The organism is Pseudomonas sp. NPDC099000, from assembly GCF_044759925.1.
In the GTDB taxonomy this organism is placed as follows: Bacteria; Pseudomonadota; Gammaproteobacteria; order Pseudomonadales; family Pseudomonadaceae; genus Aquipseudomonas.
The window spans coordinates 125,881-150,513 of sequence record NZ_JBIWAF010000012.1; the positions used below are offsets into that span (position 1 = coordinate 125,881).

18 protein-coding genes and 1 pseudogene are annotated in these 24,633 nt (G+C 60.4%); 4 read left to right on the forward strand and 15 right to left on the reverse strand.

The annotated features are described in order from the left end of the window. Positions 1-50: 50 nt before the first annotated feature. The 7 genes from ACIQV9_RS16450 to hutC all read right to left on the reverse strand — a co-directional run bounded on the left by ACIQV9_RS16450 (position 51) and on the right by hutC (position 7,892). Positions 51-881 (reverse strand): glycine betaine/L-proline ABC transporter ATP-binding protein, encoded by an 831-nt coding sequence (locus ACIQV9_RS16450; RefSeq protein WP_403103341.1) that lies wholly within the window; start codon positions 879-881, stop codon positions 51-53. Continuing rightward, a complete protein-coding gene (locus tag ACIQV9_RS16455; protein WP_074872803.1) occupies positions 878-1,729 on the reverse strand; it encodes a proline/glycine betaine ABC transporter permease in 852 nt (283 codons plus the stop codon). The genes ACIQV9_RS16450 and ACIQV9_RS16455 overlap by 4 nt, the downstream gene beginning before the upstream one ends. Positions 1,730-1,799: 70 nt before the next feature. Then, positions 1,800-2,768, reverse strand: a complete 969-nt coding sequence (locus ACIQV9_RS16460; protein WP_403103345.1) for an ABC transporter substrate-binding protein — start codon at positions 2,766-2,768, stop codon at positions 1,800-1,802. Between the two features lie 69 nt (positions 2,769-2,837). Continuing rightward, complete coding sequence (locus ACIQV9_RS16465; protein WP_403103348.1) at positions 2,838-4,310, reverse strand: purine-cytosine permease family protein; 1,473 nt, start codon at positions 4,308-4,310, stop codon at positions 2,838-2,840. Positions 4,311-4,454: 144 nt separating this feature from the next. Further along, positions 4,455-6,137, reverse strand: a complete 1,683-nt coding sequence (gene hutU, locus ACIQV9_RS16470; protein ID WP_403103351.1) for a urocanate hydratase — start codon at positions 6,135-6,137, stop codon at positions 4,455-4,457. Between the two features lie 478 nt (positions 6,138-6,615). After that, entirely contained in the window at positions 6,616-7,185 is a 570-nt protein-coding gene (locus tag ACIQV9_RS16475; RefSeq protein WP_403103353.1) for a HutD family protein, read from the reverse strand. Then, complete coding sequence (gene hutC, locus ACIQV9_RS16480; RefSeq protein WP_154505298.1) at positions 7,182-7,892, reverse strand: histidine utilization repressor; 711 nt, start codon at positions 7,890-7,892, stop codon at positions 7,182-7,184. Before hutC ends, ACIQV9_RS16475 begins: the two co-directional genes overlap by 4 nt. Positions 7,893-8,038: 146 nt before the next feature. Between hutC and ACIQV9_RS16485 the strand changes: the two genes are divergently transcribed. Continuing rightward, positions 8,039-9,403: a formimidoylglutamate deiminase gene (locus tag ACIQV9_RS16485; RefSeq protein ID WP_403103354.1), complete on the forward strand. Its 1,365-nt coding sequence runs from the start codon at positions 8,039-8,041 to the stop codon at positions 9,401-9,403. A gap of 123 nt (positions 9,404-9,526) precedes the next feature. Here ACIQV9_RS16485 and ACIQV9_RS16490 read toward each other — a convergent pair whose 3' ends face one another. Both ACIQV9_RS16490 and ACIQV9_RS16495 read right to left on the reverse strand, forming a co-directional pair. Further along, positions 9,527-10,096 (reverse strand): lipocalin family protein, encoded by a 570-nt coding sequence (locus tag ACIQV9_RS16490; protein ID WP_403103357.1) that lies wholly within the window; start codon positions 10,094-10,096, stop codon positions 9,527-9,529. A gap of 31 nt (positions 10,097-10,127) precedes the next feature. Further along, positions 10,128-10,382, reverse strand: a complete 255-nt coding sequence (locus ACIQV9_RS16495; RefSeq protein ID WP_010464535.1) for a hypothetical protein — start codon at positions 10,380-10,382, stop codon at positions 10,128-10,130. Positions 10,383-10,677: 295 nt separating this feature from the next. Between ACIQV9_RS16495 and ACIQV9_RS16500 the strand changes: the two are divergent. Both ACIQV9_RS16500 and ACIQV9_RS16505 read left to right on the forward strand, forming a co-directional pair. Continuing rightward, positions 10,678-11,700 (forward strand): annotated as a pseudogene (locus ACIQV9_RS16500) (cache domain-containing protein); the annotation flags it as partial. Positions 11,701-11,793: 93 nt separating this feature from the next. After that, positions 11,794-12,558 (forward strand): methyl-accepting chemotaxis protein, encoded by a 765-nt coding sequence (locus ACIQV9_RS16505; protein ID WP_370694726.1) that lies wholly within the window; start codon positions 11,794-11,796, stop codon positions 12,556-12,558. A 125-nt stretch (positions 12,559-12,683) separates the two neighbouring features. On the opposite strand, the gene ACIQV9_RS16510 is transcribed toward ACIQV9_RS16505, so the two are convergent. From ACIQV9_RS16510 to ACIQV9_RS16530, 5 genes are all read right to left on the reverse strand, one after another. Then, positions 12,684-13,286 carry a DUF924 family protein gene (locus tag ACIQV9_RS16510; protein WP_403103360.1) on the reverse strand — a complete coding sequence of 201 codons (603 nt, stop codon included), beginning with the start codon at positions 13,284-13,286 and terminating at the stop codon, positions 12,684-12,686. Positions 13,287-13,289: 3 nt separating this feature from the next. Beyond that, on the reverse strand, positions 13,290-14,300 hold the full coding sequence (locus ACIQV9_RS16515) for a class 1 fructose-bisphosphatase (protein ID WP_403103363.1): 1,011 nt from the start codon (positions 14,298-14,300) through the stop codon (positions 13,290-13,292). A gap of 281 nt (positions 14,301-14,581) precedes the next feature. Further along, positions 14,582-15,955, reverse strand: coding sequence for a DUF3999 domain-containing protein (locus tag ACIQV9_RS16520; RefSeq protein ID WP_403103365.1), 1,374 nt, complete (start codon positions 15,953-15,955; stop codon positions 14,582-14,584). Further along, positions 15,952-19,551 (reverse strand): DUF2339 domain-containing protein, encoded by a 3,600-nt coding sequence (locus ACIQV9_RS16525; RefSeq protein WP_403103368.1) that lies wholly within the window; start codon positions 19,549-19,551, stop codon positions 15,952-15,954. The genes ACIQV9_RS16520 and ACIQV9_RS16525 overlap by 4 nt, the downstream gene beginning before the upstream one ends. Positions 19,552-19,804: 253 nt before the next feature. Beyond that, a complete protein-coding gene (locus ACIQV9_RS16530) occupies positions 19,805-22,255 on the reverse strand; it encodes a glycogen/starch/alpha-glucan phosphorylase (protein ID WP_403103371.1) in 2,451 nt (816 codons plus the stop codon). Positions 22,256-22,514: 259 nt separating this feature from the next. Here ACIQV9_RS16530 and ACIQV9_RS16535 point away from each other — a divergent pair, with 259 nt between their 5' ends. Further along, complete coding sequence (locus tag ACIQV9_RS16535; protein WP_149416955.1) at positions 22,515-22,955, forward strand: YkgJ family cysteine cluster protein; 441 nt, start codon at positions 22,515-22,517, stop codon at positions 22,953-22,955. A 189-nt stretch (positions 22,956-23,144) separates the two neighbouring features. Here the strand turns inward: ACIQV9_RS16535 and ACIQV9_RS16540 are convergent. Continuing rightward, the coding region (locus tag ACIQV9_RS16540) for a GTP-binding protein TypA/BipA (RefSeq protein ID WP_403103374.1) at positions 23,145-24,633 on the reverse strand (1,489 nt) is incomplete at its 5' end.

Genomic DNA, 24,633 nt, shown 5'->3' on the forward strand with positions numbered 1-24,633 from the left:
GTAGGAGCGAGGCTTGCCCGCGAAGGCGTCCGAACAGCCGCCACAAACCTTTAAACCACCGCAGCCCGCCGCTGCACGAACCGGTCGACATACTCATCCGCCGGCGAATGCAGGATCTCTCTCGGCGTGCCGACCTGAATCAGTCGTCCATCCTTGAGGATCGCAATGCGATTCCCAATCCGCACGGCCTCGTCGAGGTCGTGGGTGATGAAGACGATGGTCTTGTGCAGGGTCTTTTGCAGTTCCAGCAACTGGTCCTGCATCTCCGCGCGGATCAGCGGGTCGAGCGCACTGAACGCTTCGTCCATCAGGATGATGTCGGTGTCTGCCGCCAAGGCGCGAGCCAGGCCCACCCGCTGACGCATGCCGCCCGAGAGCTGATGCGGGTATTTGTTTTCGTAGCCCTTGAGGCCCACGGTGTTGATCCAGTGCAACGCGCGCTCGGAGCACATTTGCTTGCTCTCGCCACGCACTTTCAGGCCGTAGGCGACGTTCTCCACCACGGTCTTGTGCGGCAGCAGGCCGAAGCTCTGGAACACCATGCTGATCTTGTGCCGGCGAAATTCGCGCAGGGCTTCCATGTCGTATTGCAGGATGTCCACGCCGTCCACCAGGATCGCGCCGCTGGTCGGGTCGATCAGGCGATTGAAGTGGCGCACCAGCGTCGACTTGCCGGAACCCGACAGGCCCATGATCACGAAGATCTCGCCGGTGCCGATGCTCAGGGACAAGTCGTTCACGCCGACCACACAGCCGGTTTCGGCCAGCACCTGATCCTTGGTCTTGCCCTGGCCAATCATGCCCAGCGCTTCCTTGGAACGGTTGCCGAAAATCTTGAAGACGTTTTTGACTTCGATCTTGCTGATGGCTTCGTTGTTCATTTGCTCACCTCATGCCGTGGCCGACCATACGCCTGAGTAATGCGGTCGATGACCACTGCCAGAATCACGATCGCCAGACCGGCTTCAAGGCCACGTCCGACGTTGAGGGTCTGAATCCCCACCAACACGTCTTCGCCCAAGCCACGGGCACCGATCATCGAGGCAATCACTACCATCGACAGGGCCATCATGGTGGTCTGGTTGATCCCGGCCATGATGCTCGGCAGGGCCAGCGGCAGTTGCACGCCGAACAGTTGCTGCCAGCGGTTGGCACCGAAGGCGTTGATCGCTTCCATCACTTCGCCGTCAACCTGGCGGATGCCCAGATCGGTCAGGCGAATCAACGGTGGTGCGGCGTAGATCACGGTGGCGAAAATCGCCGGGACCTTGCCCAGGCCGAACAGCATCAGTACCGGGATCAGGTAAACGAAACTCGGCATGGTCTGCATGATGTCCAGCAATGGCATCAGCACCGACCGCAGGCGATTGCTGCGTGCCGAGAGAATGCCCAGCGGGATGCCGATCAGCACCGAAATGACCGTCGCCACCATCATCAGCGCCAGGGTCTGCATCAGCTTGTCCCAGAGGCCGACCGCGCCGACCAGGAACAGCAAGCCGACGATCACGGCAGTGGTCACGACTTTGCGGGTCGCGTGCCAGGCAACGCCCGCCACGATGGCCAGCATCAGCCACCAGGGCGCCGCACGCAGCAGCCCTTCAAGATTGACGATGGCCCACAACAGGGTGTCGGAGATGCTGCGGAACACGTCGCCGTAGTTGGTGACCAGCGAATCGACCCAACTGTTGACCCAGTCGGCGATGGAAAAGGTAAAGCTTTCGGGAAACATAAGAGACTCTCAATCAAGGGGTTGCGATCAAGCACCCGACTGCCGCTGACGGCAGTCGGTGAAGCTCGACCTACAAGGCCGCGTCGATCTTTTTGGCTGCGTCTTCGCTCACCCACGCGTGCCAGACTTCAGGATGTTCCTTCAAGAAGATCTTGGCCAGTTTTGGCGACTCGATCCGCTCTTTGGCCATACGCCCGAGGTTCTGGTTGAGCAGGTCGATCGGCAGGTTGACCTTCTCCAGCACGGCCACCAGTTCCGGGGCTTGCTCGTGGAAGACCTTGGACACGCCGACCTTAATGGTCACTTCCTTGTTCACGCCTGGTTTCTCTTCGAGTTTCACCAGGTCAACCTGGCCCATCAGCGGGGTGGGCGACCAGTAGTAGAAAAGGATCGGCTCGCCACGCTTGTAGCTCGACAGCACCGCCGCATCCAGCGCCGGACCGGTGCCCGGACGGAAGTTGGTGTAGGTGCTTTCCAGGCCGTAGCTTTTCAGCATTTCGCTGTTGTCGAGTTCACAGGTCCAGCCGGCCGGGCAGTTGTAGAAACGGCCCTTGGATGGCTCTTCCTGATCCTTGAACACTGCAGCGTATTTACCCAGATCGGCGATTGCTTTCAGGTCCGGGGCCTTGGGTTCCAGCTTGCGCTTGGCGTCGCCTTCGATCACGTAGCGTGGCACGTACCAGCCTTCGATTGCGCCAACGACCGGAGCGCCAACACCGACCACTTTGCCGGCCTTCTCGGCCTTGTTCCAGACTTCGCTGCGGCCGACCCACTCTTCGGCAAAAACTTGAATGTCGTTGCTGCTCAGGGCGTTTTCCATGGTGATGGAGTTGCCCGGCAAGCTGTCGGTCTTACAGTCGTAGCCCTTCTCCAACACGATTTGCATCACGTCGGTCAGCAGCATGCCGCTTTCCCAGTTCAGGCCGGCGAATTTCACCGGTTTGCCTGACTCGCACCAGCCGGCAGCCTGAGTGGCGCCGGCGCTGGCGAGCAGGCCCATGGAAAGCAATGTGGTCAGCAGGGTCTTGTTCGATTTCATTGTAGTGACGCTCCTAATCATGAATTGGCTTACGGCAGTCAAGAGGCATCCAGCCCTGTCCACGTCCAATCAGGCCTGCGCCGCAGCGCGACCAGCCCCACTTGTTTTTTGTTGTACAACGCTGTCCTGCTCAACCGGCAGAATCAAGTGATCGGGTACCGAGCCGTGCCATTTTTTCGCGCACACGTAGTACAGCGCTGCGGGAAGCACCAGACCGATGATCCAGGAAATATCCACACCACCCAGGGCGTCTACCAGCGGACCGGTATAGAACTTGGTGGAGATGAACGGCAGTTGTACCAGCACACCGAAGACATAGACGCTGATACCGAGGGGGTTCCAACGGCCGTAGCGACCGTTCGGATCGGCCAGCGCCGGCACGTCATAGCGCTCGCGGGTGATGCAGTAGTAGTCCACCAGGTTGATCGCACTCCATGGCGTAAAGAACGCCAGCAGGAACAGGATGAAGGACTTGAACGCACCGAGGAACGAGTGCTGACCAAGCAACGCGATCAGGGTCGCAGTACCGACGATGAACAGCACGAACACCAGACGCTGCAAGCGCGATACCTGCAGGTGACCACGGAAACCGCTGATGATGGTCGCAATGCACATGAAGCTGCCGTAGGAGTTCAGCGTGGAGATGGTGACCTTGCCAAACGCGATGCTGAAGTACAGCAGCGCAGCGGTGGCACCGGTACCGCCCAGACCCACAATGTAGGCCACTTCGTGACCGGCGAATTGCCCGTTGGCCGAAGCGGCGGCAAACACGCCCAGGATCATCGCCACCTGTGCACCAATCACCGAACCTGCACCAGCGGCGAAAAAGGTTTTCACCGAGGAAATCTTGCTCGGCAGGTAGCGTGAGTAGTCAGCCACGTAAGGACCGAAGGCGATCTGCCAGGACGCCGCGAGCGACACCGCAAGCAGGAAGCTGCTCCAGCTGAAGTGGCGGATTTGCAGGAGTGCGCCAACATCAGTCTGGCTCATCAGACGGCTGAACAGGTAAACAAAGGCAATCACACCAATGACGCTGGCGACACGACCAATGAAATGGATAACCCGATAACCGAGCACCGTGACCAGCACGATGACACTGGCGAAGATGAGGATACCGACGCTGTCGCTGACGCCAAACAACTGGCCCAGCGCCTGGCCGGAAAGCACGGTGCCCGTTGCGGTGAAACCGAGGTACATCAAACACACCAGCACGATCGGGATGGCCGCGCCATACACGCCGAACTGCACACGGCTGGAAATCATCTGCGGCAGGCCAAGCTTGGGCCCTTGCGCCGCATGCAGCGCCATGACGCCACCGCCGAGCAGTTGACCGATCAACAGACCGATCAACGACCAGAACACGTCACCGCCCAGCACCACGGCCAAGGCCCCGGTGACAATCGCGGTGATTTGCAGGTTGGCACCCATCCACAGGGTGAACTGGCTCAACAGACGACCGTGTCTCTCCGTTTCCGGGATGTAGTCGATCGACCGTGTCTCGATCAACGGTTTACTGCCTGCACGATCGCTGTTAACAGCCATGGTTCAACCTCTGTGGATTGTTATTCGGTGTTGGTGTGATCCCCTGTAGGAGCGAGGCTTGCCCGCGAACCGCGGTGTGTCAGAAAAGACGCCTTCGCGGGCAAGCCTCGCTCCTACAGGTTTTGCATCAGGCCAAAGCCCGTTTTATTTGCCGGTAATCATCGGCAGGTTCAGCCCTTGTTCCTTGGCGCAGTCGATCGCGATCTGGTAACCCGCATCGGCGTGACGCATGACACCGGTCGCCGGGTCGTTGTGCAGGACGCGAGCGATACGCTCGGCCGCTTCGTCAGTACCGTCGCAGACAATCACCATGCCCGAGTGCTGGGAGAAGCCCATGCCGACGCCGCCGCCGTGGTGCAGGGAAACCCAGGTCGCGCCGCTCGCGGTGTTGAGCAGAGCGTTGAGCAGTGGCCAGTCGGACACGGCGTCGGAACCGTCCTGCATCGATTCGGTTTCGCGGTTCGGGCTGGCTACCGAACCGGAGTCCAGGTGGTCGCGACCGATCACGATGGGCGCGGACAACTCGCCGCTGCGAACCATTTCGTTGAACGCCAGACCGAGCTTGGCGCGCAGGCCCAGGCCAACCCAGCAGATACGTGCCGGCAGACCCTGGAAACTGATGCGCTCGCGCGCCATGTCCAGCCAGTTGTGCAGGTGGGCGTCGTCCGGGATCAGTTCTTTGACCTTGGCGTCGGTTTTGTAGATGTCTTCAGCGTTGCCCGACAGTGCAGCCCAACGGAATGGACCGATGCCGCGGCAGAACAGCGGACGGATGTAAGCCGGTACGAAACCTGGGAAATCGAACGCGTTCTCGACGCCTTCTTCCTGGGCCATCTGACGGATGTTGTTGCCGTAGTCGAAGGTCGGAATGCCCATTTTCTGGAATTCGAGCATCGCTTTAACGTGCACGGCCATCGATTGCTTGGCGGCTTTGACCACGGCAGCAGGCTCGGTCTTGGCGCGAGCGCGGTACTCTTCCCAGGTCCAGCCGGCTGGCAGGTAACCGTTGAGCGGGTCGTGGGCGCTGGTCTGGTCGGTGACCATGTCCGGGCGCACGCCGCGCTTGACCAGTTCCGGCAGGATTTCAGCCGCGTTACCCAGCAGGGCGATGGAAATCGCTTTGCCTTCCTTGGTGTATTTGGCGATGCGGGCCAGCGCGTCATCGAGGTCGGTGGCTTGCTCATCGACATAACGGCTGTTCAGACGGAAATCGATGCTGACCTGCTGGCATTCGATGTTCAGCGAGCAAGCGCCGGCCAGGGTGGCGGCCAGTGGTTGAGCGCCGCCCATGCCGCCGAGGCCTGCGGTCAGGACCCAACGACCCTTCAGGTCATCGTTGTAGTGTTGGCGACCGGCTTCGACGAAAGTTTCGTAGGTGCCTTGAACGATGCCCTGGCTGCCGATGTAGATCCAGCTGCCGGCGGTCATCTGGCCGTACATGGCCAGGCCTTTGGCGTCGAGTTCGTTGAAGTGTTCCCAGCTCGCCCAGTGTGGCACCAGGTTGGAGTTGGCGATCAGCACGCGTGGAGCATTGGTGTGGGTCTTGAACACGCCGACCGGCTTGCCGGATTGCACCAGCAGGGTCTCGTCGTCGTTCAGGTTGGTCAGGCTTTCGACGATCTTGTCGTAGCATTCCCAGTTACGCGCCGCACGACCGATACCACCGTAAACCACCAGTTCTTTAGGGTTCTCGGCAACTTCCGGGTCGAGGTTGTTCATCAACATGCGCAGCGGCGCTTCGGTCAACCAGCTCTTGGCGGTCAGTTTGTTACCGCGGGCAGCGCGGATTTCAACGTCACGAAACTTCGTAGGTTTATTGTCAGTCACGAAAAAGACTCCTCAGCGATCAATCCAAACCAACCCTGGCGGTGGGTAAGCCAGCCTGTGCGCGTCAAAGCGCCACAAGCGAATCAGTGGACGTTGCGAGGAGTCTCGATCGACTCATACGCATACGTCTTTACTTGTACATACAAGCATATGCAATCAAGCGGCCAACTTGTTGGATGAGTGTTCAAGAAAATTTTTGAAAGGGCTGGAAAGCGCCTGGATCAAGGGCTCTGGCACAGATGAAATTTTTCGGGGGGATTTTGCGAGGGCATGGCGGCTGTTACTTGAGCGTGGTTTTGCGCCACGCTGGGGCGTTCGGTAACAAAGTGGTGCGCGATGGGGAACACGGGTAGAAGACTGCTTTTGTGGCGAGGGGATTTATCCCCGTTGGGCTGCGCAGCAGACCTTTTTTTTGGGGCTGCTACGCAGCCCACCGGGGATAAATCCCCTCGCCACATTAGATTTCTTCAGCAGTTAATCAGCGTGCGGTCAGCTCGATCACACAGCACAGGCCGTTGCTGGAGACTTCCAACAGACCCACGTTACCGTCGAGTCGCAGGCAATCATGGCGACCCAATTGTGCGTCGTGGCTACCCACCTTCGCTTCCAGCGCATCGGTGACACTGAAGACGATCACAGTGCCAGCCGAAGTGAAAAACCGTTGCTCGCCATCCAGCCACTGCAACCGCGCGTCGTAACGCTGCGGCGCATAAATCAGGTTGAAATCGCGAATCGGCCCGCCCAGCAAGGTGCAGGTAACGTGGCTCTCACCGCTGAAAGCAAACGGCTCCAACGGTAACAACGGCTGCGTGTCCTGACCATCGACACGCAACGTCATGCCGTCACCTTGCAGCACGGTAATGACGCGCTCGTAACCGGCAAACATTGAGAAGCCGCCGGACTCAGCGATATCGGCAATCGACAGGCGCCAGCCGAAACCATCAAGGCCAACACCCGCATCACGGGTGATTTCTTCAGTGCTGCCGCCGCCGTTTTTCCACGGCATGCGCGGGTAGTCTTTTGCGCGTAAGACTTTCACTTCATTCATTTGTGAAACCGACCTTCCAGGCGATGACGGGAACCGGGGTGGATCAAACGGGCAGCGGTCACTGGCTGACGGCCGGACCAGGTGCGGCGACGGATCAGCAGGCACGGCTCGCCCTTTTCAATCTGCAGCAACTTGCACTCGCTGGCCTCGGCCAGAATCGCCTCGACCACGTGCTCACCTTCAGTCAGCGGCGCGACCTGGTTCAGATAGGCGTAAGGCGTCTGCAGGGTGAAGTCCTGCTTGAGGTAGTCCGGCGCCACCAGCGCGTTGACGAAACGGTCTTCGATTTGCACTGGAATATCGTTTTCGAAATGCACGATCAGCGAATGGAAAACCCTCTGGCCTTCGCGCATGTCCAGCGCCAAAGCGCGTTCGGAACCGGCGGCCTCTTCTTCTAGGGTGATCACTTTGCAGGTATGGCGATGGCCACGGGAGGCGATTTCGTCGGCGATGTTGTGCACTTCAAATAGCGCGGACTGGCTCTTCGGTTCGGCGACGAACGTGCCGACGCCTTGCATGCGCACCAGCAGACCGTCAGCGGTCATTTCGCGCAGGGCGCGGTTGATGGTCATGCGGCTGAAACCGAGCTGGCTGACCAGTTCGCTTTCCGACGGAACGCGGTAGTGCGGCGGCCAGTTTCCACTGTCGATTTGCTGGGTAATCATCTGTTTGACGCGGGCGTACAAGGGCGCCGGACTGTCGCCCATGTTCGCGGCCAACGGTGACACTGGGGGCGGAGTCGGCACGGTTAATCCTTGGTCGTTTAGTAAGGGTTGCTAGCTTGCCGGAGTTTACCGAGCAGGCAAACGTCTGTATATGTATATACAAATAACACACGATGGGGTGCTGAACCATGTCCGCCTTCTTTGCCGAACGCGCGCTGCTGCCTAGTGGATGGGCCAACAATGTACGTCTTGAGGTCAGCGCCGACGGCGTTTTGACCCATATCCAGGCCGATTCCCACGCAGATGGCGCCGAACGGCTGAGCGGTCCGCTGCTGCCGGGCATGCCGAATCTGCACTCCCACGCCTTCCAGCGAGCCATGGCCGGGCTGGCGGAAGTGGCGGGTAATCCGAATGACAGTTTCTGGACCTGGCGCGACTTGATGTATCGCCTCGTCGGAAAAATCAGCCCGGATCAACTCGGCGTCATTGCTCGTCAGCTGTACATCGAAATGCTCAAGGCCGGTTACACCTCGGTCGCGGAATTTCATTATGTGCACCACGATACCAATGGCCAGCCTTACGCTGATCCGGCCGAACTGGCGCTGCGCATCAGCGAGGCCGCCAGTTCCGCCGGTATCGGCCTGACCCTGTTGCCGGTGCTTTACAGCCATTCCGGTTTCGGCGGCCAGACGCCGAACGACGGCCAGCGCCGCTTCATCAACAGCACCGAAAACTACCTCACGCTTCAGTCGCGTTTGCAGCCGATCCTGGCGCAACAACCGGCGCAGTCGCTGGGTTTGTGTTTCCACTCGTTGCGCGCGGTAACACCGCAGCAGATCAGCGAGGTGCTGGCGGCCAGCGACAAGCAGTGCCCGGTGCACATTCATATCGCCGAACAGCAGAAGGAAGTCGATGACTGCCTGAGCTGGAGCGGTCGTCGCCCGCTGCAATGGCTGTACGAAAACACCGAAGTCGATCAGCGCTGGTGCCTGGTCCACGCGACCCACGCCAACCCGGAAGAAGTCACGCTGATGGCCAAGAGTCGCGCCATTGCCGGTCTGTGCCTGACCACCGAAGCCAACCTCGGCGACGGGATTTTTCCGGCGGTGGATTTCCTCGCGCAGGGCGGGCGCATGGGTATCGGGTCTGACAGCCATGTGTCATTGAGTGTGGTGGAAGAATTGCGCTGGCTGGAATACGGCCAACGCCTGCGCGATCAGCGGCGCAATCGCTTGTATGGCGCGGATCAGCCGATGGTTGGCCGCACGCTGTATGACGCTGCGCTGGATGGCGGGGCGCAGGCGCTGGGTCAGCCGATTGGCGCGCTGGAAGTCGGCAAGCGTGCGGATTGGCTGGTGCTGGATGGCAACGATCCGTACCTGGCAACGGCCAGCGGTGACGGGATTCTCAATCGTTGGTTGTTTGCCGGTGGCGATCGTCAGGTGCGCGATGTGCTGGTCAATGGCCAGTGGGTTGTGCGTGACGGGCGTCATGCCGCAGAAGAAGAAAGTAACCGGGCGTTTACCCAGGTCCTGCGCGATCTGTTGGGTTAACGCAAAACGAATTGTAGGAGTGAGCCTGCTAGCGATGAGGCCGTCATATCCAACAGAAATGTTGACTGACAGACCGCTATCGCGAGCAGGCTCACTCCCACAGTTTTGATCTTCGGTGCCCCGCTAATTCGAGGTCTTGGCCATCTGCGTATCCGACGCGCGCCAGATCAGCCGTGTGGTGTCGTAGCCCTGCTGACGCGCCTTGCTCAGCAGTTCTTCACGCACTACACCGTTAACCGTCGGCGTTCGCGACAGCAGCCACAGATACTTGCGGCCCGGGTCACCGACGATGGCCGTCTTGTAATCGTCGCTGACGTACAGCACCCAGTACTCGCCCTTCGCTACACCCGGAATCAGCCTCGAGAACCAGGTATCGAACTCGACCCACAACTTGTCGGTCTTGCCCGGCACTTGTGGATAAGCCGTGCCCTTGGCCTCTTCCCATTGCCAGTCCGACGTCAGGCAGCGGTTCAGCACCAGCACGTTGCCGTCAGGCTTGAGCGTGTAATGGGCTTCGGATTGCGCGCAGTTGCGTTGGAAATACATCGGCAGGCGGGCCAACTCGTACCAGGTGCCCTGGTATTTCTTGAGATTGACGCTGTTGACGGTTTTCGGCGCCAACGAATCTTCGCCAGAAGTGGCGCAGCCGGCCAATACCAGGCCGGCAAAAAGGAGTATCAATAACCGCTTCATTGTTTTTCTCCCGTGGGCGCGTAGCCCCGGATTACTTCAGGCCTTGGCCGGAAAACATCAGTACTTTGTCACCGGCGTACTGCACGCTGATAAAGCTGTTCTTGTCACCCCAGGTGCAACTGGACATACCGAGCGCGCCCGAGCAATCAGTGGCTTTACCCAACAAGGCTTCAACCTCTGCCTTGGGCATCCCGGCCGACAGCTTCGAGTAGTTTTCCTGATTGACCTTGCTGCATGCGGCCAATAACACGCAGAACGAGAGCAGGGCGATAGAACGCAGCGACATGGTGTAGCTCCTGGGGCGAAGGGGAATGGCATGGCTGCCAAGCAGAAGCTTAGAAGAGAAAACCCCTATCTGGTTCCCCGACCACGCGGCTATTTATCGGGCCGCTCGTCTGCCTTTATTCGAAAAATCAGCGACTTTCCTGCGTCGCTGAGTATTTCATCGGTTTTCGCAAAAAGACGCCTAATCTTTGGCGCTGACCAGTCGACATAGAAGCAGCGCAAAGCCCTCGACTGTGGCAAATTGACGCCCCTCGCTGACCAGCCCCTCCGCGGTAGTGCATTTAATGACCAGAAACATGAAATTCAGCCACAAGATCCTGCTGGCAGCCGCCCTCGTGGTCGCTGTTGCGTTCGCCTGCTTTATCCTGTTCAACGACTACCGCCAGCGCCAGACCCTGCGCAGCAGTACCGAATCCTCGATGCAGGAACTCGGCAGCCTGACCACCAGCAACATCCAGACCTGGCTGGAAAGCCGCATGCAGTTGCTGCAATCGTTGTCCCAGCAAATCGCTGTGGACGGCAGCGCACCCGCCAGCCTCAAGCGCGCTATCGACTTGCCGGCCTACACCGGCAACTTCCAGCTGAGCTACTTCGGTGGCACTGACGGCGTGATGTTCTCGATCCCCGCCGGCAATCGCGCGGCGGACTACGACCCTCGCGCCCGCGGCTGGTACAAGGCGGCCAACAGCGCGCAGCAGACCATCGTCACCGAACCGTACATCGCCGCTTCTTCCGGCAAATTGGTGATCACCGTCGCCACGCCGGTGCAGCATCAAGGCCAGATGATCGGCGTCGCCGGTGCGGACATCGACCTGTCCAGCGTCAGCGCGATCATCAACTCGCTGAACTTCGGCGGTCACGGCCACGCGTTCATCGTCAGCGCTGACGGCAAGATCCTGATCCACCCGGACAGCAAACTGGTGCTCAAGAGCCTCGCCGAGGCCTACCCGAACGGCGCACCGAAAGTCAGCCCGGGCCTGAAAGAAGTCGAACTCGACGGCAAGACCCAGTTCATCTCCTTTACCCACGTCAACGGCGTGCCCTCGGCAGACTGGTACGTGGCACTGGTGCTGGACCAGGAAACCGCGTTCTCGATGCTCAGCGAGTTCCGCACCTCGGCGATCATTGCCATGGTCATCGCCGTGGTCATCATCATCGCGCTGCTGGGCATGTTGATCAGCTTCCTGATGCAGCCGCTGCTGACCATGGGCCGCGCCATGCATGACATCGCCGAAGGCGAAGGTGACCTGACCAAACGCCTGACCATTCACGGCCAGGATGAATTCGGTGCGTTGGGCACCTCGTTCAACCGCTTCGTGGAACGTATTCACACCTCGATTCGCGAAGTGTCCTCGGCCACCGGCCAGGTCAACGAAGTGGCGCTGCGTGTGGTGGCGGCCTCGAATTCGTCGATGTTCAACTCCGACCAGCAAGCCTCGCGCACCAGCAGCGTGGCTGCAGCGATCAACGAACTGGGCGCCGCCGCCCAGGAAATCGCCCAGAACGCCGCCCTCGCCTCCCAGCATTCGAGCGACGCCCGTGCCCTGGCCGAAGACGGTCAGCAAGTAGTGGATAAAACCATCGCGGCGATGCAGCAGCTCTCGGCGAAGATCAGCGACTCGTGCGGCAACATCGAAACGCTCAACAGCAACACCGTGAACATCGGGCAGATTCTGGAAGTGATCACCAGCATCTCGCAGCAGACCAATTTGCTGGCATTGAACGCGGCGATTGAAGCGGCGCGTGCCGGTGAAGCCGGCCGTGGTTTTGCCGTGGTCGCGGACGAGGTGCGCAACCTCGCCCATCGCACTCAGGATTCGGCGCAGCAGGTGCAGAAGATGATCGAGGAACTGCAAGTCGGCGCCCGGGAAGCGGTGAGCACCATGACCGACAGCCAGCGCCAGAGCGAAAGCAGCGTCGGCATCGCCAACCAGGCCGGTGAGCGTCTGGGCAGCGTGACCCAGCGTATTGGCGAGATCGACGGGATGAACCAATCCGTAGCGACTGCAACCGAAGAACAGACCGCTGTGGTGGAATCGATCAACGTCGACATCACCGAGATCAACACGCTGAACCAGGAAGGGGTGGAGAACTTGCAGTCGACCTTGCGCGCGTGTGCAGATCTTGAGCAGCAGGCGGCGCGGCTTAAACAGTTGGTTGGAAGCTTCAGGATCTAAGGCGATCTTGCGGGCCCCTTCGCGGGCAAGCCTCGCTCCTACAGGATTGGTGCAGCATTTGAGACTGTGCATAACCTGTAGGAGCGAGGCTTGCCCGCGAAGGCGGCGTCTGCAACAACGCAGAGTTAGAACCGAGACCCAGGCCCGCTCAGAAACTCCATTTCCTCAGCCGTCGACTCCCTTCCCAGCACCGCATTCCTGTGCGGAAATCGTCCAAACCGCGCAATCACCCGCTGATGCTTCTCGGCATAGTTCAGATAATCGATAAACAGCTTCTGATCCGCCTCCGGCTGCTGCGCAACCAGATCGATGTACCTTGAAACCGCCTCATTCTGCACCGCCAGATTCTCGCAATGCTCAAACACCAGATAAATGAACACCCGCTGGATCGGCCGCAACTGCCGATCGAAATCCGCCGCAATGCCTTGCGCCACCAGTGCCTGAGCCCTGAGATCGCCGGAAAAGGATTTGGGAGTGTCGCGAAAGATCATTCGCGGGAGTTGATCGAGCAGCAGCACCAGGGCCAGCCAACCTTCGGGGCGTTGCGCCCAGTCAGTCAATCCGCCGGCCAGTGCCTGCTCGACCCAGTCCCCGAAACGCGTTCGCGCTTCGAGGTCCTGGCTGTCGCGCTTGCCGAACCATAACTTGCCCTTGTCAGCCGCTATGTCGTTTGGGGATTGGAGGGTTCCGAACCACCATTCGAGCAACGGCTGCCAGGGCGCGGTCATGGTTTATTCCTTGTGGTAAGCCGTGACGCGTTCGACTTCTTCTTTCGAACCGAGGAACACCGCGACACGCTGGTGCAAGCCGTCAGGCTTGATGTCGAGGATGCGCTGATGGCCATCGGTGGACGCGCCGCCAGCCTGTTCAACCAGGAACGACATCGGGTTGGCTTCGTACATCAAGCGCAGTTTGCCTGGCTTGGACGGCTCGCGGCTGTCGCGTGGGTACATGAACAGACCGCCACGGGTCAGGATACGGTGCACGTCGGCAACCATCGCGGCGACCCAGCGCATGTTGTAGTTCTTTTTCAGCGGACCTTCATCGCCCGCCAGCAATTCGCCGACGTAGCGTTGTACCGGTGCTTCCCAGTGACGCTGGTTGGACGCATTGATCGCGAATTCCTGAGTGGATTCCGGGATCGTGATGTCTTCATGGGTCAGCACAAAGCTGCCCATTTCGCGGTCCAGGGTGAAGCCTTTCACGCCGTCGCCCAAGGTCAGCACCAGCATGGTCTGCGGGCCGTAGATGGCGTAACCGGCAGCGACCTGCTCGGTGCCTGGCTGCAGGAAGGCCTTTTCGTTCAAGGCTTCGTTCTGGCTCAGGTATTCGCTCGGGCAACGCAGCACCGAGAAGATCGTGCCGACCGGTGCGTTGATGTCGATGTTCGACGAGCCGTCCAGCGGGTCGAATACCAGCAGGTACGCGCCTTTCGGGTATTTGCCCGGGATCTGGTAGGCATTGTCCATTTCTTCGGACGCCATGCCGGCCAGGTGACCGCCCCATTCGTTGGCTTCGAGCAGGATCTCGTTGGAGATCACGTCGAGTTTCTTCTGCACTTCGCCTTGGACGTTTTCAGTGCCCATGCTGCCCAGAACGCCGCCGAGGGCGCCCTTGGATACGGCGTGGCTGATTTCCTTGCAAGCACGCGCCACCACTTCGATCAGGAAACGCAGATCGGCAGGGGTGTTGTTGCTACGGGTCTGCTCAATCAAATAGCGACTCAGGGTAACGCGGGACATGGAAGGCTCCGGTGGAATTGGGGGCTAAAAACCCGCGCAGTTTAACGCGAGTCGAGGCGCATTTCCTCCTATCAGACGTGATACGCCCAATAGAGTTCATGTGCCGGGTTGAGCGTAGTTCGAAACGAGCCGGATGTGGGCCGGGCACAGATGGCAGTTTTTAGATTTTATTTGCCTGAAAGTCAGTCTTCGCGGGCAAGCCCGCTCCCACAGTGGGTATATGTCGTTCACAAATCCCCTGTGGGAGCGGGCTTGCCCGCGATCTGGCGCGCAGCGCCAGCCTAAGGTTTGACGGGGGGCTTGCGCAGCAAGCTGAACGCCATCGCCGCCAGAAACAGCACACTCAGCAACAACACTCCCCACAACCCGAACTTCTTCCAGTTCGTGTCCGTTGTCGCTGCCGCGGTCGCCGTTGAGGTGTTACTCACCACCGCCGCCCCTTCCACCGAAGCCCTGCCCAACGCCGCCCACTTCGCCGCGCTGTAATCGGGAATCAGCGTCGACAACGGCAGGTTCGCCGCCTTCACCGTCGCACTCCCCAGCGCCAGCGTATAAGGCCCGGCCCCGCGCGCCAGGAACACCAATTGCGTCGAGCGCACAGCAAACTTCACCGTCGGCGCTTTAGCGCCCAAACCACCACCGCGCTCATCCACCACAAGCTTCAACTGCTGCACGGTTTGCCCTGACAGCTGCAATTCGTTCTGCACCACGTCCTGGCCGTTCTGGGTCAGGCGATAGAGCAAACCGCTGGTCAGCGGCTGCCACGGCAGGCTGCTTTCGCGACGACCGGACAACGTCACCGGCGCCAGGCTATTGGGCTGACTCAGCTCGACCTGCACCCGCTCGACATTCAGCCCCATCGGCAACTGCCAGGTGTACTCACCCGTCTTCACACTGCTGCCAGCCAACGGTTGCGACCAGACCAACGGCAGCGGCAGGCTGCGGGGGCTCGCGCTTTGCAGCTGCGCCGAAGTCAGCGCCGGTGCCGATTGCGGTGAATTCCACAGCAAGCGCAGATAACGCGCCGATTGCCCCGGCAAGCCAACTTCATGTTGCTCGACCCGTTCATCGGCAAACGTCAGCCGCGCCACCTGCCCTTCGCCCCACGACTGCCAATGCTGCAAGTCGTCGCTGGCTTCGATGGTGAAGCGCTGAAAGCCATCGCGCTCGCTGGTCCAGTCAAGGATCAACTGCTGCAACGGCGCCTTGATGGCGCTGGCGTCGAGCAACCATCCGCGCAGCACTTCTTCGCCCGCCTCCAGCTGACTGGACGGCTGTACTTCGACCAACGTGCCGTTCGCGCTCGATTGCACGCGGATGCCCGGCGCGCGCTCCGTGGCGTCCGCCGAGGTGTACAGCGGGAACCATTTCACGTCGGTCAGCGTGCGATTTTCGCGGGTTGACGCCGCCTCGCGAGCCAAGGCGTAGGCTTGCGCCTCGCCGGCAGCGTTGAACACGCGAACATCGCTGAGGTCCGTTTGCCGGGCATTCAGTTGCACGCTCAAAGGCAATTCGAGGCGATACCAAGGTCCCTCGCCGCTCACCGACAACGGCACTTGCGTGGCGAAGTCCGCCGGTTTTTCCTGAGCACTGGCGGACAGCGCCACACCCAGCGCAACAGCGCCCAACCAGCCCAGGTTCAACTTCTGACTCAAGACGACACTCCTTCGGTTTCAGGGGCCGGCCTTTCGGGATCGGCTCCGCCTTGGCGCGCAGCCTCGGCACGCTTGGGCGGCAGCGGCGCGAAATAGCCCACCACCAGCAGCAACACGCCGACGCCGATAAACGACACGATCCGCGCAAGGCCGCCGCGGTTACTCAATTCGACAAAGAACAGTTTGGCCACCACCACGCCAATCAGCGCGGCGCCGATCAGCCAGACTTCGCGGCGATGACGCAGATGACCGCCGATCATCAGACTCAGCGCCATCAAGGTCCAGACGATGGACAGACCCGCCTGCACCAGCATCGATTCCAGCAACGCATCCAGCTCGAACGGCACGCCGCCCCAATGGTGAGCGGTGCGCATCACTAGCGCGGTGAAGAAGGCGAACAGCGAGACCCCGGCAATCAGTTGCGTGGCGTGCTCTATGTAGTCTTTGCGAATCGCCAGTTGCGTCACGGCGCTGCGGGACCACAAATAGACGCCAAACAGCGCAAACAGCAGACCCAACTCCAACGGGTTAACCAGCGGCACATAGGGCAGAGGTTCGGCCGTGCCGTCGCTGACGATATTCGCCAGCCAGAACCAGCCGAGCATCAGCAGCGCCAACGGTGCCGCCGCGTAGAAGCGGTATTCGCGGGGATAAGCCGAAACAGGCCATGGCCAATTGCGCGGCGCCGCCATCAGCACCAGGTACAGACTCGGCAGGACTGCCCAACCCAGCCAGCGCCAGGCGTTGTACTGCTCGGACAACAACAGCAAACCGTAACGCAGCTCCAGGGCCAGCACACCGATCAACAGCCAGCAACCGAGCACATGGGCGGTGCTCAGGGCGCGCGCTGGCAACATCGGCGCCAAGCGTCGCAGCGAGATGAAATGCACGACGAACACCGCTGCCCACACCAGCCAACCGAAATGGGCCGCCGGGTGATAACGCGAATGCCATGCGGCCAGCAGCACCAGACCGGCAGCGGGAATCAGCAAGGTGCAAAGCAGGCCCAGCGACGGCCATTTCAAGCGCAGCGCCAACACCGTCCACAGCGCCACACTCAGCGCCGCAACCGCCAGCAACAAGGTCGCTTGCAGATTCAACGGCGCAAAACGCAGCACTTCACTGATCCACGCCAGCGCCCACCAACTCGCGCCCCACACCAGCAACACTTCGGACAAACGCTGCAAACTCAGCACATCAAACGCCGAGGCATGGTTGCCAAGTTGCAAGCGCCAGGCCCCGACCATCGCGGCCAGGCCCAACACCAGCGGCGTCCAGAAACCGCTGTGCGCCAGCGGTTTCAACCCTTCGCTGGCCAGCGGCCCGAGCAGGTCCGGACCGGCGAACACGAACGCCGCGCCGCCAATCACCTGCAACAGCAAACCGAAGACAAAACTCACGCGCTGCTTGAGGTACAGACTCAGCCAAATGATGAACAAGCCACTGGCTGCCCACACCGCGCTCGCGGTTTGCCATGGCAGCACGAACAGCACCGCCAGATTGATCAGCACCAGACCGGCGAGCAACACCACCGACAAGCCGCGCAACAGTCGAACATCGCTGCGCACCATCTCATCACGCGCAGCGAGCAACATGCCGGCGATCAACGCCAGGCCGATCAGGGACGCGCTGAGCAAACCACTCCAGCCCGCGCTGAACACAGCGGCAGACTCACCGCCGGAGCCTTGCAGTCGCAACAGGAACAACGCACCGCCGAGCAATTGCACGGCGAACGCGGTGAACAGGAACGTGCGCGATTGCAGACGCAAGCCGACAAACAACGTCGCCAACCCCGCCAGCGCCCAACTGATCGCCGTGCCGTGGGTCAAGAAGAACAACGGCGCCAGCAGATAGAGGAAGGTCAGGCCCAGGCTAGCCAATACCGGCAGCCCTTTGCGCTCCCATTCCGATGTCTGTTCGGGCAGGGCTTTGCGCAATTGATAGAAGCTGAACAACAACGCCACGCCGAGCATCAACGCGCCCAGCGGAGCGCCGTCGAGCAAACTGCCTTCGCCGATGCGCAATTCGCTGACAAACGCCAGGGCCGAGCCCAGTTGCAGCAGCAAAGCGAACGCGCGAGCCAGCGGGCGTTGCTGACGCAGGCCGAGCCAGAAGATGCCGGCGCCTTCGACGGCCCAGGCGGCAGCCGTCCAGCGAGCGTCGAGCCCCAGCGGAATCGCGAGGCTGGCGAAGATCACGCCCAGCGCCAGGCAGGTTTCCGCGAGCAGCAATGCACGGCCGCCCATCAGCAGACGGGCGAGTCCCATGTAAATCATGCCCAACGCCAAGGCACTGAACGCCGCAGCGAACTCCAGATGCTGAACCAGTGCGAACTGTAATCCGAAGCCCACCAGCGGCGGACCGAACAGCATCGTCCCGTCAACGTAATCGCCCTTGCGCGCCGACCAGCGCAGCAACGCCTCGCGGCTGTCGTCCTCGGGCGCATCGCTCATCTCCAGCAGCTTGCGCCGGGCGAACAGCAGGCCGATGGCCAGGTACATCAGGAAGAACAGAATCAGGAACGGTTCGGTGCTCCACAACAATTCCGGCGTGTAGGAGCGCAGGCCCCAGGCGAAACCGATGCCGAAGGTGCCGACGAAACCGATCAGGTTCAGCAGGCGCCAGGCCTTGAACCAGGCGATGGCGAGGATGCCGGCGTTGAGCAAGGCGAAGTAGCTGAACAGCGCGACGTGGTTGCCGGCGCCGGTGGAGGTCAGAATGGGCGCCGCGAAGCCGCCGAGTGCCGCAGCGGCGGCCAGGCCCAACGCATCCTGGGTGATGGCAAGAATCGCCGAGAACACCGTGACCGCGACCAGCAGGCCCAGCGCGGCGGTTGGATCGAGCAACGGGTGCAAGCGCATCGCGGCAAACACCGTCAGGTACAACACGGCGATCCCGGTGCCTTGCAGCATCAACGCGTAATTGCTGTTGCGTGTCCTGAGCCACCAACCCAGACCGAGCAAGCCCAACGCAGCCGCCGCGACCCCGGCGTACCGCAGTTCGATCGGCACCACCATGCCTTCGGTGGCATAACGCAGCAAAAACGCCAGACCCAGGAACAACAGCACCACGCCGACCCGCAACACGGTGTTGCCCCCGAACAACCAGTTGCGCGCGCCACTGATGGCACGGTCAATAAAGTTCGGGCCGCGAGGAATCGTGGGTTGTTGAGGTTCGCGGGCAACCGGCTCGGGTTTCCAGACATCGTCGGGCAGCGGACGACTGGTTTGCGCTGCCGTTGCGGCCATCGGTTCGAGTTCGGGCGGGAGGTCCCAGATCAGCTCTGGGGTTTCGACAGGAATTTCATCGAGTGTGAACTCAGGCGACGGAGCGGCTTCGCTGGCAACCGGTTCGCTGGTTTCAGGGGCTGTGACGCCAGACACTTCCAGCAATGCCAGGCGTTGCTGCACCCCATTCAGCGCAACCTGCGCCTGCTCCAGCAGACGACGCTGCTCGGCTGCTTCTGAATCCAGGCGGCCGATGCGAATGGCCTGGCCAATCCCCAACCCGAGCAGCGCACCCAATAGCGCATCGCTGAACGACTCGTCGAGTATCCAGCCCAGCACCAGCCCAATCAGCATGAACATCCATTGCATGGTCGATATCCCTAAGCGGCCCATTGCCGGGCGAATCCCGAAGCTTCGTGGCATATGCACTGACGCTTTCGCGGGCAAGCCTCGCTCCTACAGGATTTGCACAGTCCGCAAGAACGGTACATAACCTGTAGGAGCGAGGCTTGCCCGCGAAGAAGTCAGCGCAGTGCTCACTGAAACATCCGGCAAAACTGGGGCTTAGTATATCGGTCAGGCCCAACAACCGTCGGGCCTTGCTCGCAATTATTGCTAAAAGTTACTCCAACGCCTTCCAGATATCCGTGGCGTACTCGCGAATGGTCCGGTCGGACGAGAACCAGCCCATCCGCGAAGTGCTCAACACCGCCGACCGCCACCATGCCTGAGAATCGTGCCAATGGGCTTCCACGCGCATCTGCGCGTCCCAGTAGGAATCGAAATCGGCGCAGACCAGGAAGCGGTCGTAGTCGATCAGCGAATCGATCAAGCCTGCGTAACGGGACGGATCATCCGGGGAGAACACCCCGCCGCGAATCGCTTGCAGCACGTCGTTAAGTCGATGGGACGCGGCAATGTCCGGTGTCGCATTGAACTCATGGTTCTGCTTGCGCGCTTCAACCTGCTGGGCGCTGAGACCGAAGATAAACATGTGCTCGACGCCGATGCGTTCGCACATTTCGACGTTGGCGCCATCGAGGGTGCCGATGGTCAGCGCACCGTTGAGGCCGAACTTCATGTTGCTGGTGCCCGAGGCTTCGAAGCCGGCGGTGGAAATCTGCTCCGACAAATCCGCCGCCGGAATAATGCTCTCCGCCAGGCTGACGTTGTAGTTGGGCAGGAACACCACTTTCAACAAGCCGCGCACCGTCGGGTCGTTGTTCACCACCCGGGCGATGTCGTTGGTCAACTTGATGATCAACTTGGCCTGGTGATAACTGGCCGCCGCCTTGCCGGCGAAGATCTTCACTCGCGGTACCCAGTCGATTTCCGGCTCGGCACGAATCGCCTGGTACAACGCCACGGTGTGCATCAGGTTGAGCAACTGACGTTTGTATTCGTGGATACGCTTGACCTGCACGTCGAACATCGCCGCCGGGTTGACCGCGATCCCCAACCGCTCATGAATCAGATAGGCCAAGGCTTTTTTGCTGTGCAGGCGCTGTTCGGCGAAGGCCTTGCGGAAAGCAGGCTTCTCGGCGAACGGCTCCAGCTCCAGCAAACGCTGTTCAGCGTTATCCAGCAGATCCGGGCCGAGGGCGTCGACCATCATTGACGTCAGCTCGGGGTTGGCCTGGTAGAGCCAGCGGCGGAAGGTGATGCCGTTGGTCTTGTTGTTGATCCGCTCCGGGTAGAGCTTGTGCAGTTCGGAGAACACGGTTTTGCGCATCAGCTGCGTGTGCAACCCGGACACGCCGTTGACGCTGTGAGAACCGAGGAACGCCAGGTTGCCCATGCGCACCCGACGGCCGTTGTCTTCTTCGATCAGCGACACCGCACGCAATACGTCGAAGTCGTGAATGCCTTTGGCGCGCAGCGAATCGATGTGTTGGGCGTTGATCAGGTAAATGATCTGCATGTGCCGCGGCAACATCCGCTCCATCAGACCGACTGGCCAGGTTTCCAGCGCTTCCGGCAGCAGCGTGTGGTTGGTGTACGAGAGCGTGTCGACGGTAACCTGCCACGCGGCATCCCATGCCACGTCGTAGACGTCGACGAGTTGACGCATCAGCTCGGCCACAGCAATCGAAGGGTGCGTGTCGTTGAGCTGGATCGCCGCGTGATCACCCAGGGTCAGGACCGAGGTGTGCATGTTGCGATGGCGGCGCAGCAAATCCTGCAAGGACGCGGCGACGAAGAAGTATTCCTGGCGCAGGCGCAGTTCCTGGCCGGCTTCGGTGCTGTCCGCCGGGTAGAGCACGCGGGAGATACTTTCCGCCCGGGCGACTTCGGCTACAGCGCCCAAGTGGTCACCGGCGTTGAAGCGTTCCAGGTGCAAATCTTCCATGGCTCGGGCGCGCCACAGGCGCAGCGTATTGACGCTCGCCCCACGCCAGCCGACCACCGGCGTGTCGTAAGCAATGGCCCGCACGGTTTCCGCCGGGGACCAGACTTGCTTGGACTTGCCAGCTTCATCGGTCACGGTTTCGACACTGCCGCCAAAGCCGATCGGGTACACGACTTCAGGCCGTTCGAATTCCCACGGGTTGCCGAAATCCAGCCAGTGTTCGGTTTGCTCCTGCTGCCAGCCGTCGACGATGGCCTGGCGGAACAAGCCGTGCTCATAACGAATGCCGTAGCCGTGGCCAGCGATGCCGAGGGTCGACATGCTTTCCATGAAGCACGCTGCCAGACGACCGAGGCCGCCGTTGCCCAGCGCTGCGTCAGGTTCCAGCAGGCGGATGCGTTCAAGGTCGACGCCGAGCTCAGTCAGGGCTTCGCGGGCGACGTCCAGCAGGCCAAGGTTGCTCAGGCTGTCGTAGAGCAGACGGCCGATCAGAAATTCGAGGGAGAGGTAATAAACCCGCTTTTGCCCTTTGCGGTAAATCTGCCGGGTGTGGTCCATCCAGTGCTCGACCATGTGATCGCGCGCCGCCAGGGCAATGGCTTCGAACCAGTCGTGGTCGAAGGCGTGATCCGGGTCTTTGCCCACCGCGTAGGTGAGTTTGGTCAAGACGGCATCGCGAAATGCGGCCACCTCTGCTTCGCGAACAAGTGGTTCTTGAGTCATCGATAGGACCTCGAGCGAGCGTTGAGTTGTCTGAGCCTAGACGGTCTGACAGGCGGTCGAGGCTCTGGTTCGGCAGTTTTTCCTGATAGTGCGAGATAGGCCGGCATTACATTGTCGTGTACCTGAATCAATGCAGGGCCCGTGCCGGATTAACGGTGTTACTGGACGGCACAGAAAAAAACTGGCGAAAGGTTGTTCAAAAATCCACCAGTCCCGGTATGATCGCGCGCCCTGATGCACACGTTGGTAACAACCGATGATGAAGTCCAACCTGATCGCTGCCGCAGAGATCGATCGCCTCGATACCTGGGCCAAGTACTCTGCCCCGATGTGCGGTTCCTGCGTGTCGAGCTGCTGCACCTTGCCGGTCGAGGTCAAGATCAAGGATCTGATCCGCATCGGCATCGTCGACGAGTTCGAGCGCGGCGAGCCGGCGAAGAACATCGCCAAGCGCTTGCAGAAGGAAGGGATCGTCGAGCGTTACAACCAGAAGTCCGAGATCTTCACCCTCCAGCGCATGAGCAACAACGATTGCCTGTACCTGGATCGTAAGAGCCGTCTGTGCACTATTTATGAAAAGCGCCCGGACACTTGCCGCAATCACCCGAAAATAGGGCCACGGCCGGGGTATTGCGCTTACAAGCCTAAAGAAGTGGCGCGTGAGACCAGCAGCTCCCGCCGTACTCTCGAAAAATTCTGATCCGGAATCTCGCTGGCTGACAGATCGCTTTCGCGGGCAAGCCTCGCACCTACAGGTTTTGTAGATCCGTAGGAGCGAGGCTTGCCCGCGAAGGGGCCTGCACAAACACCGCACAAACCCCAGACAAACAAAAACGCCCCCGACCTTGCGGTCGGGGGCGTTTTTTTTAAGCGCTAACTAAGTCGAGACTCAGTTACCGGCTTTCTTGGCAGCGCGGGTACGCTCGCTTTCGCCCAGGATCTTCTTACGAAGACGGATGGACTTAGGAGTGACTTCGCACAGTTCGTCTTCTTGCACGAACTCAAGAGCTTGTTCCAGGGTGAAACGGATAGGCGGAACCAGAGCGATGGTTTCGTCTTTACCCGAGGCACGCATGTTGTCGAGCTTCTTGCCTTTGGTTGGGTTGACGCCCAGGTCGTTGTCGCGGCTGTTGATGCCGACGATTTGACCTTCGTACACGTCTTCACCGTGACCCAGGAACAGTTTGCCGCGAGCTTGCAGGGTTTCCAGCGAGTAAGTCAGAGCCTTACCGGTAGCAACCGAAACCAGCACGCCGTTCTGACGGCCGGACATGTCGCCGGACTTCATCACGTCGTAACGGTCGAAGATCGAGGTCAGGATGCCTGCACCGGAGGTCAGGGTCAGGAACTCGTTACGGAAACCGATCAAGCCACGAGCCGGGATGTTGTACTCAAGGCGCACACGGCCCTTGCCATCCGGAACCATGTTGGTCAGGTCGCCTTTACGGATACCGATCTGTTCCATGATCGAACCTTGCGATTCTTCTGGCAGGTCGATGGTCACGTTTTCGTACGGTTCGTGCTTGACGCCGTCAACCATACGGATGATCACTTCCGGACGACCAACACCCATTTCGAAGCCTTCGCGACGCATGGTTTCGATCAGTACCGAGAGGTGCAACTCACCACGGCCGGAGACTTTGAACTTGTCGGCGGTGTCGCCTTCTTCAACGCGCAGGGCAACGTTGTAGAGCAGTTCTTTGTCCAGACGTTCCTTGATGTTACGGGAAGTCACGAACTTGCCTTCTTTACCGCAGAAAGGCGAGTCGTTTACCTGGAAAGTCATGGAAACGGTTGGTTCGTCAACGGTCAGCGGCTTCATCGCTTCGACGTTCAGTGGGTCGCACAGAGTGTCGGAGATGAACAGCTGGTCGAAGCCGCTGATGCAGACGATGTCGCCGGCAGCTGCTTCTTCAACGTCGATACGGTGCAGACCGTGGTGACCCATCAGCTTCAGGATACGACCGGTACGCTTCTTGCCGTCGGCGTCGATAGCGACAACCGGAGTGTTCGGCTTGATGCGGCCACGAGCGATACGGCCAACGCCGATAACACCCAGGAAGCTGTTGTAGTCCAGAGCGGAGATCTGCATCTGGAACGGACCGTCACGGTCGACTTTCGGCGCAGGTACGTTGTCGACGATCGACTGGTACAGCGGGGTCATGTCTTCAGCCATGTCGGTGTGTTCCAGACCGGCAATGCCGTTCAGGGCCGAGGCGTAGACGACTTTGAAGTCCAGCTGTTCTTCGGTGGCACCGAGGTTGTCGAACAGGTCGAAGATCTGGTCCAGAACCCAGTCCGGACGCGCGCCTGGACGGTCGACCTTGTTGATGACCACGATTGGACGCAGGCCGGCTTCGAAAGCCTTCTTGGTCACG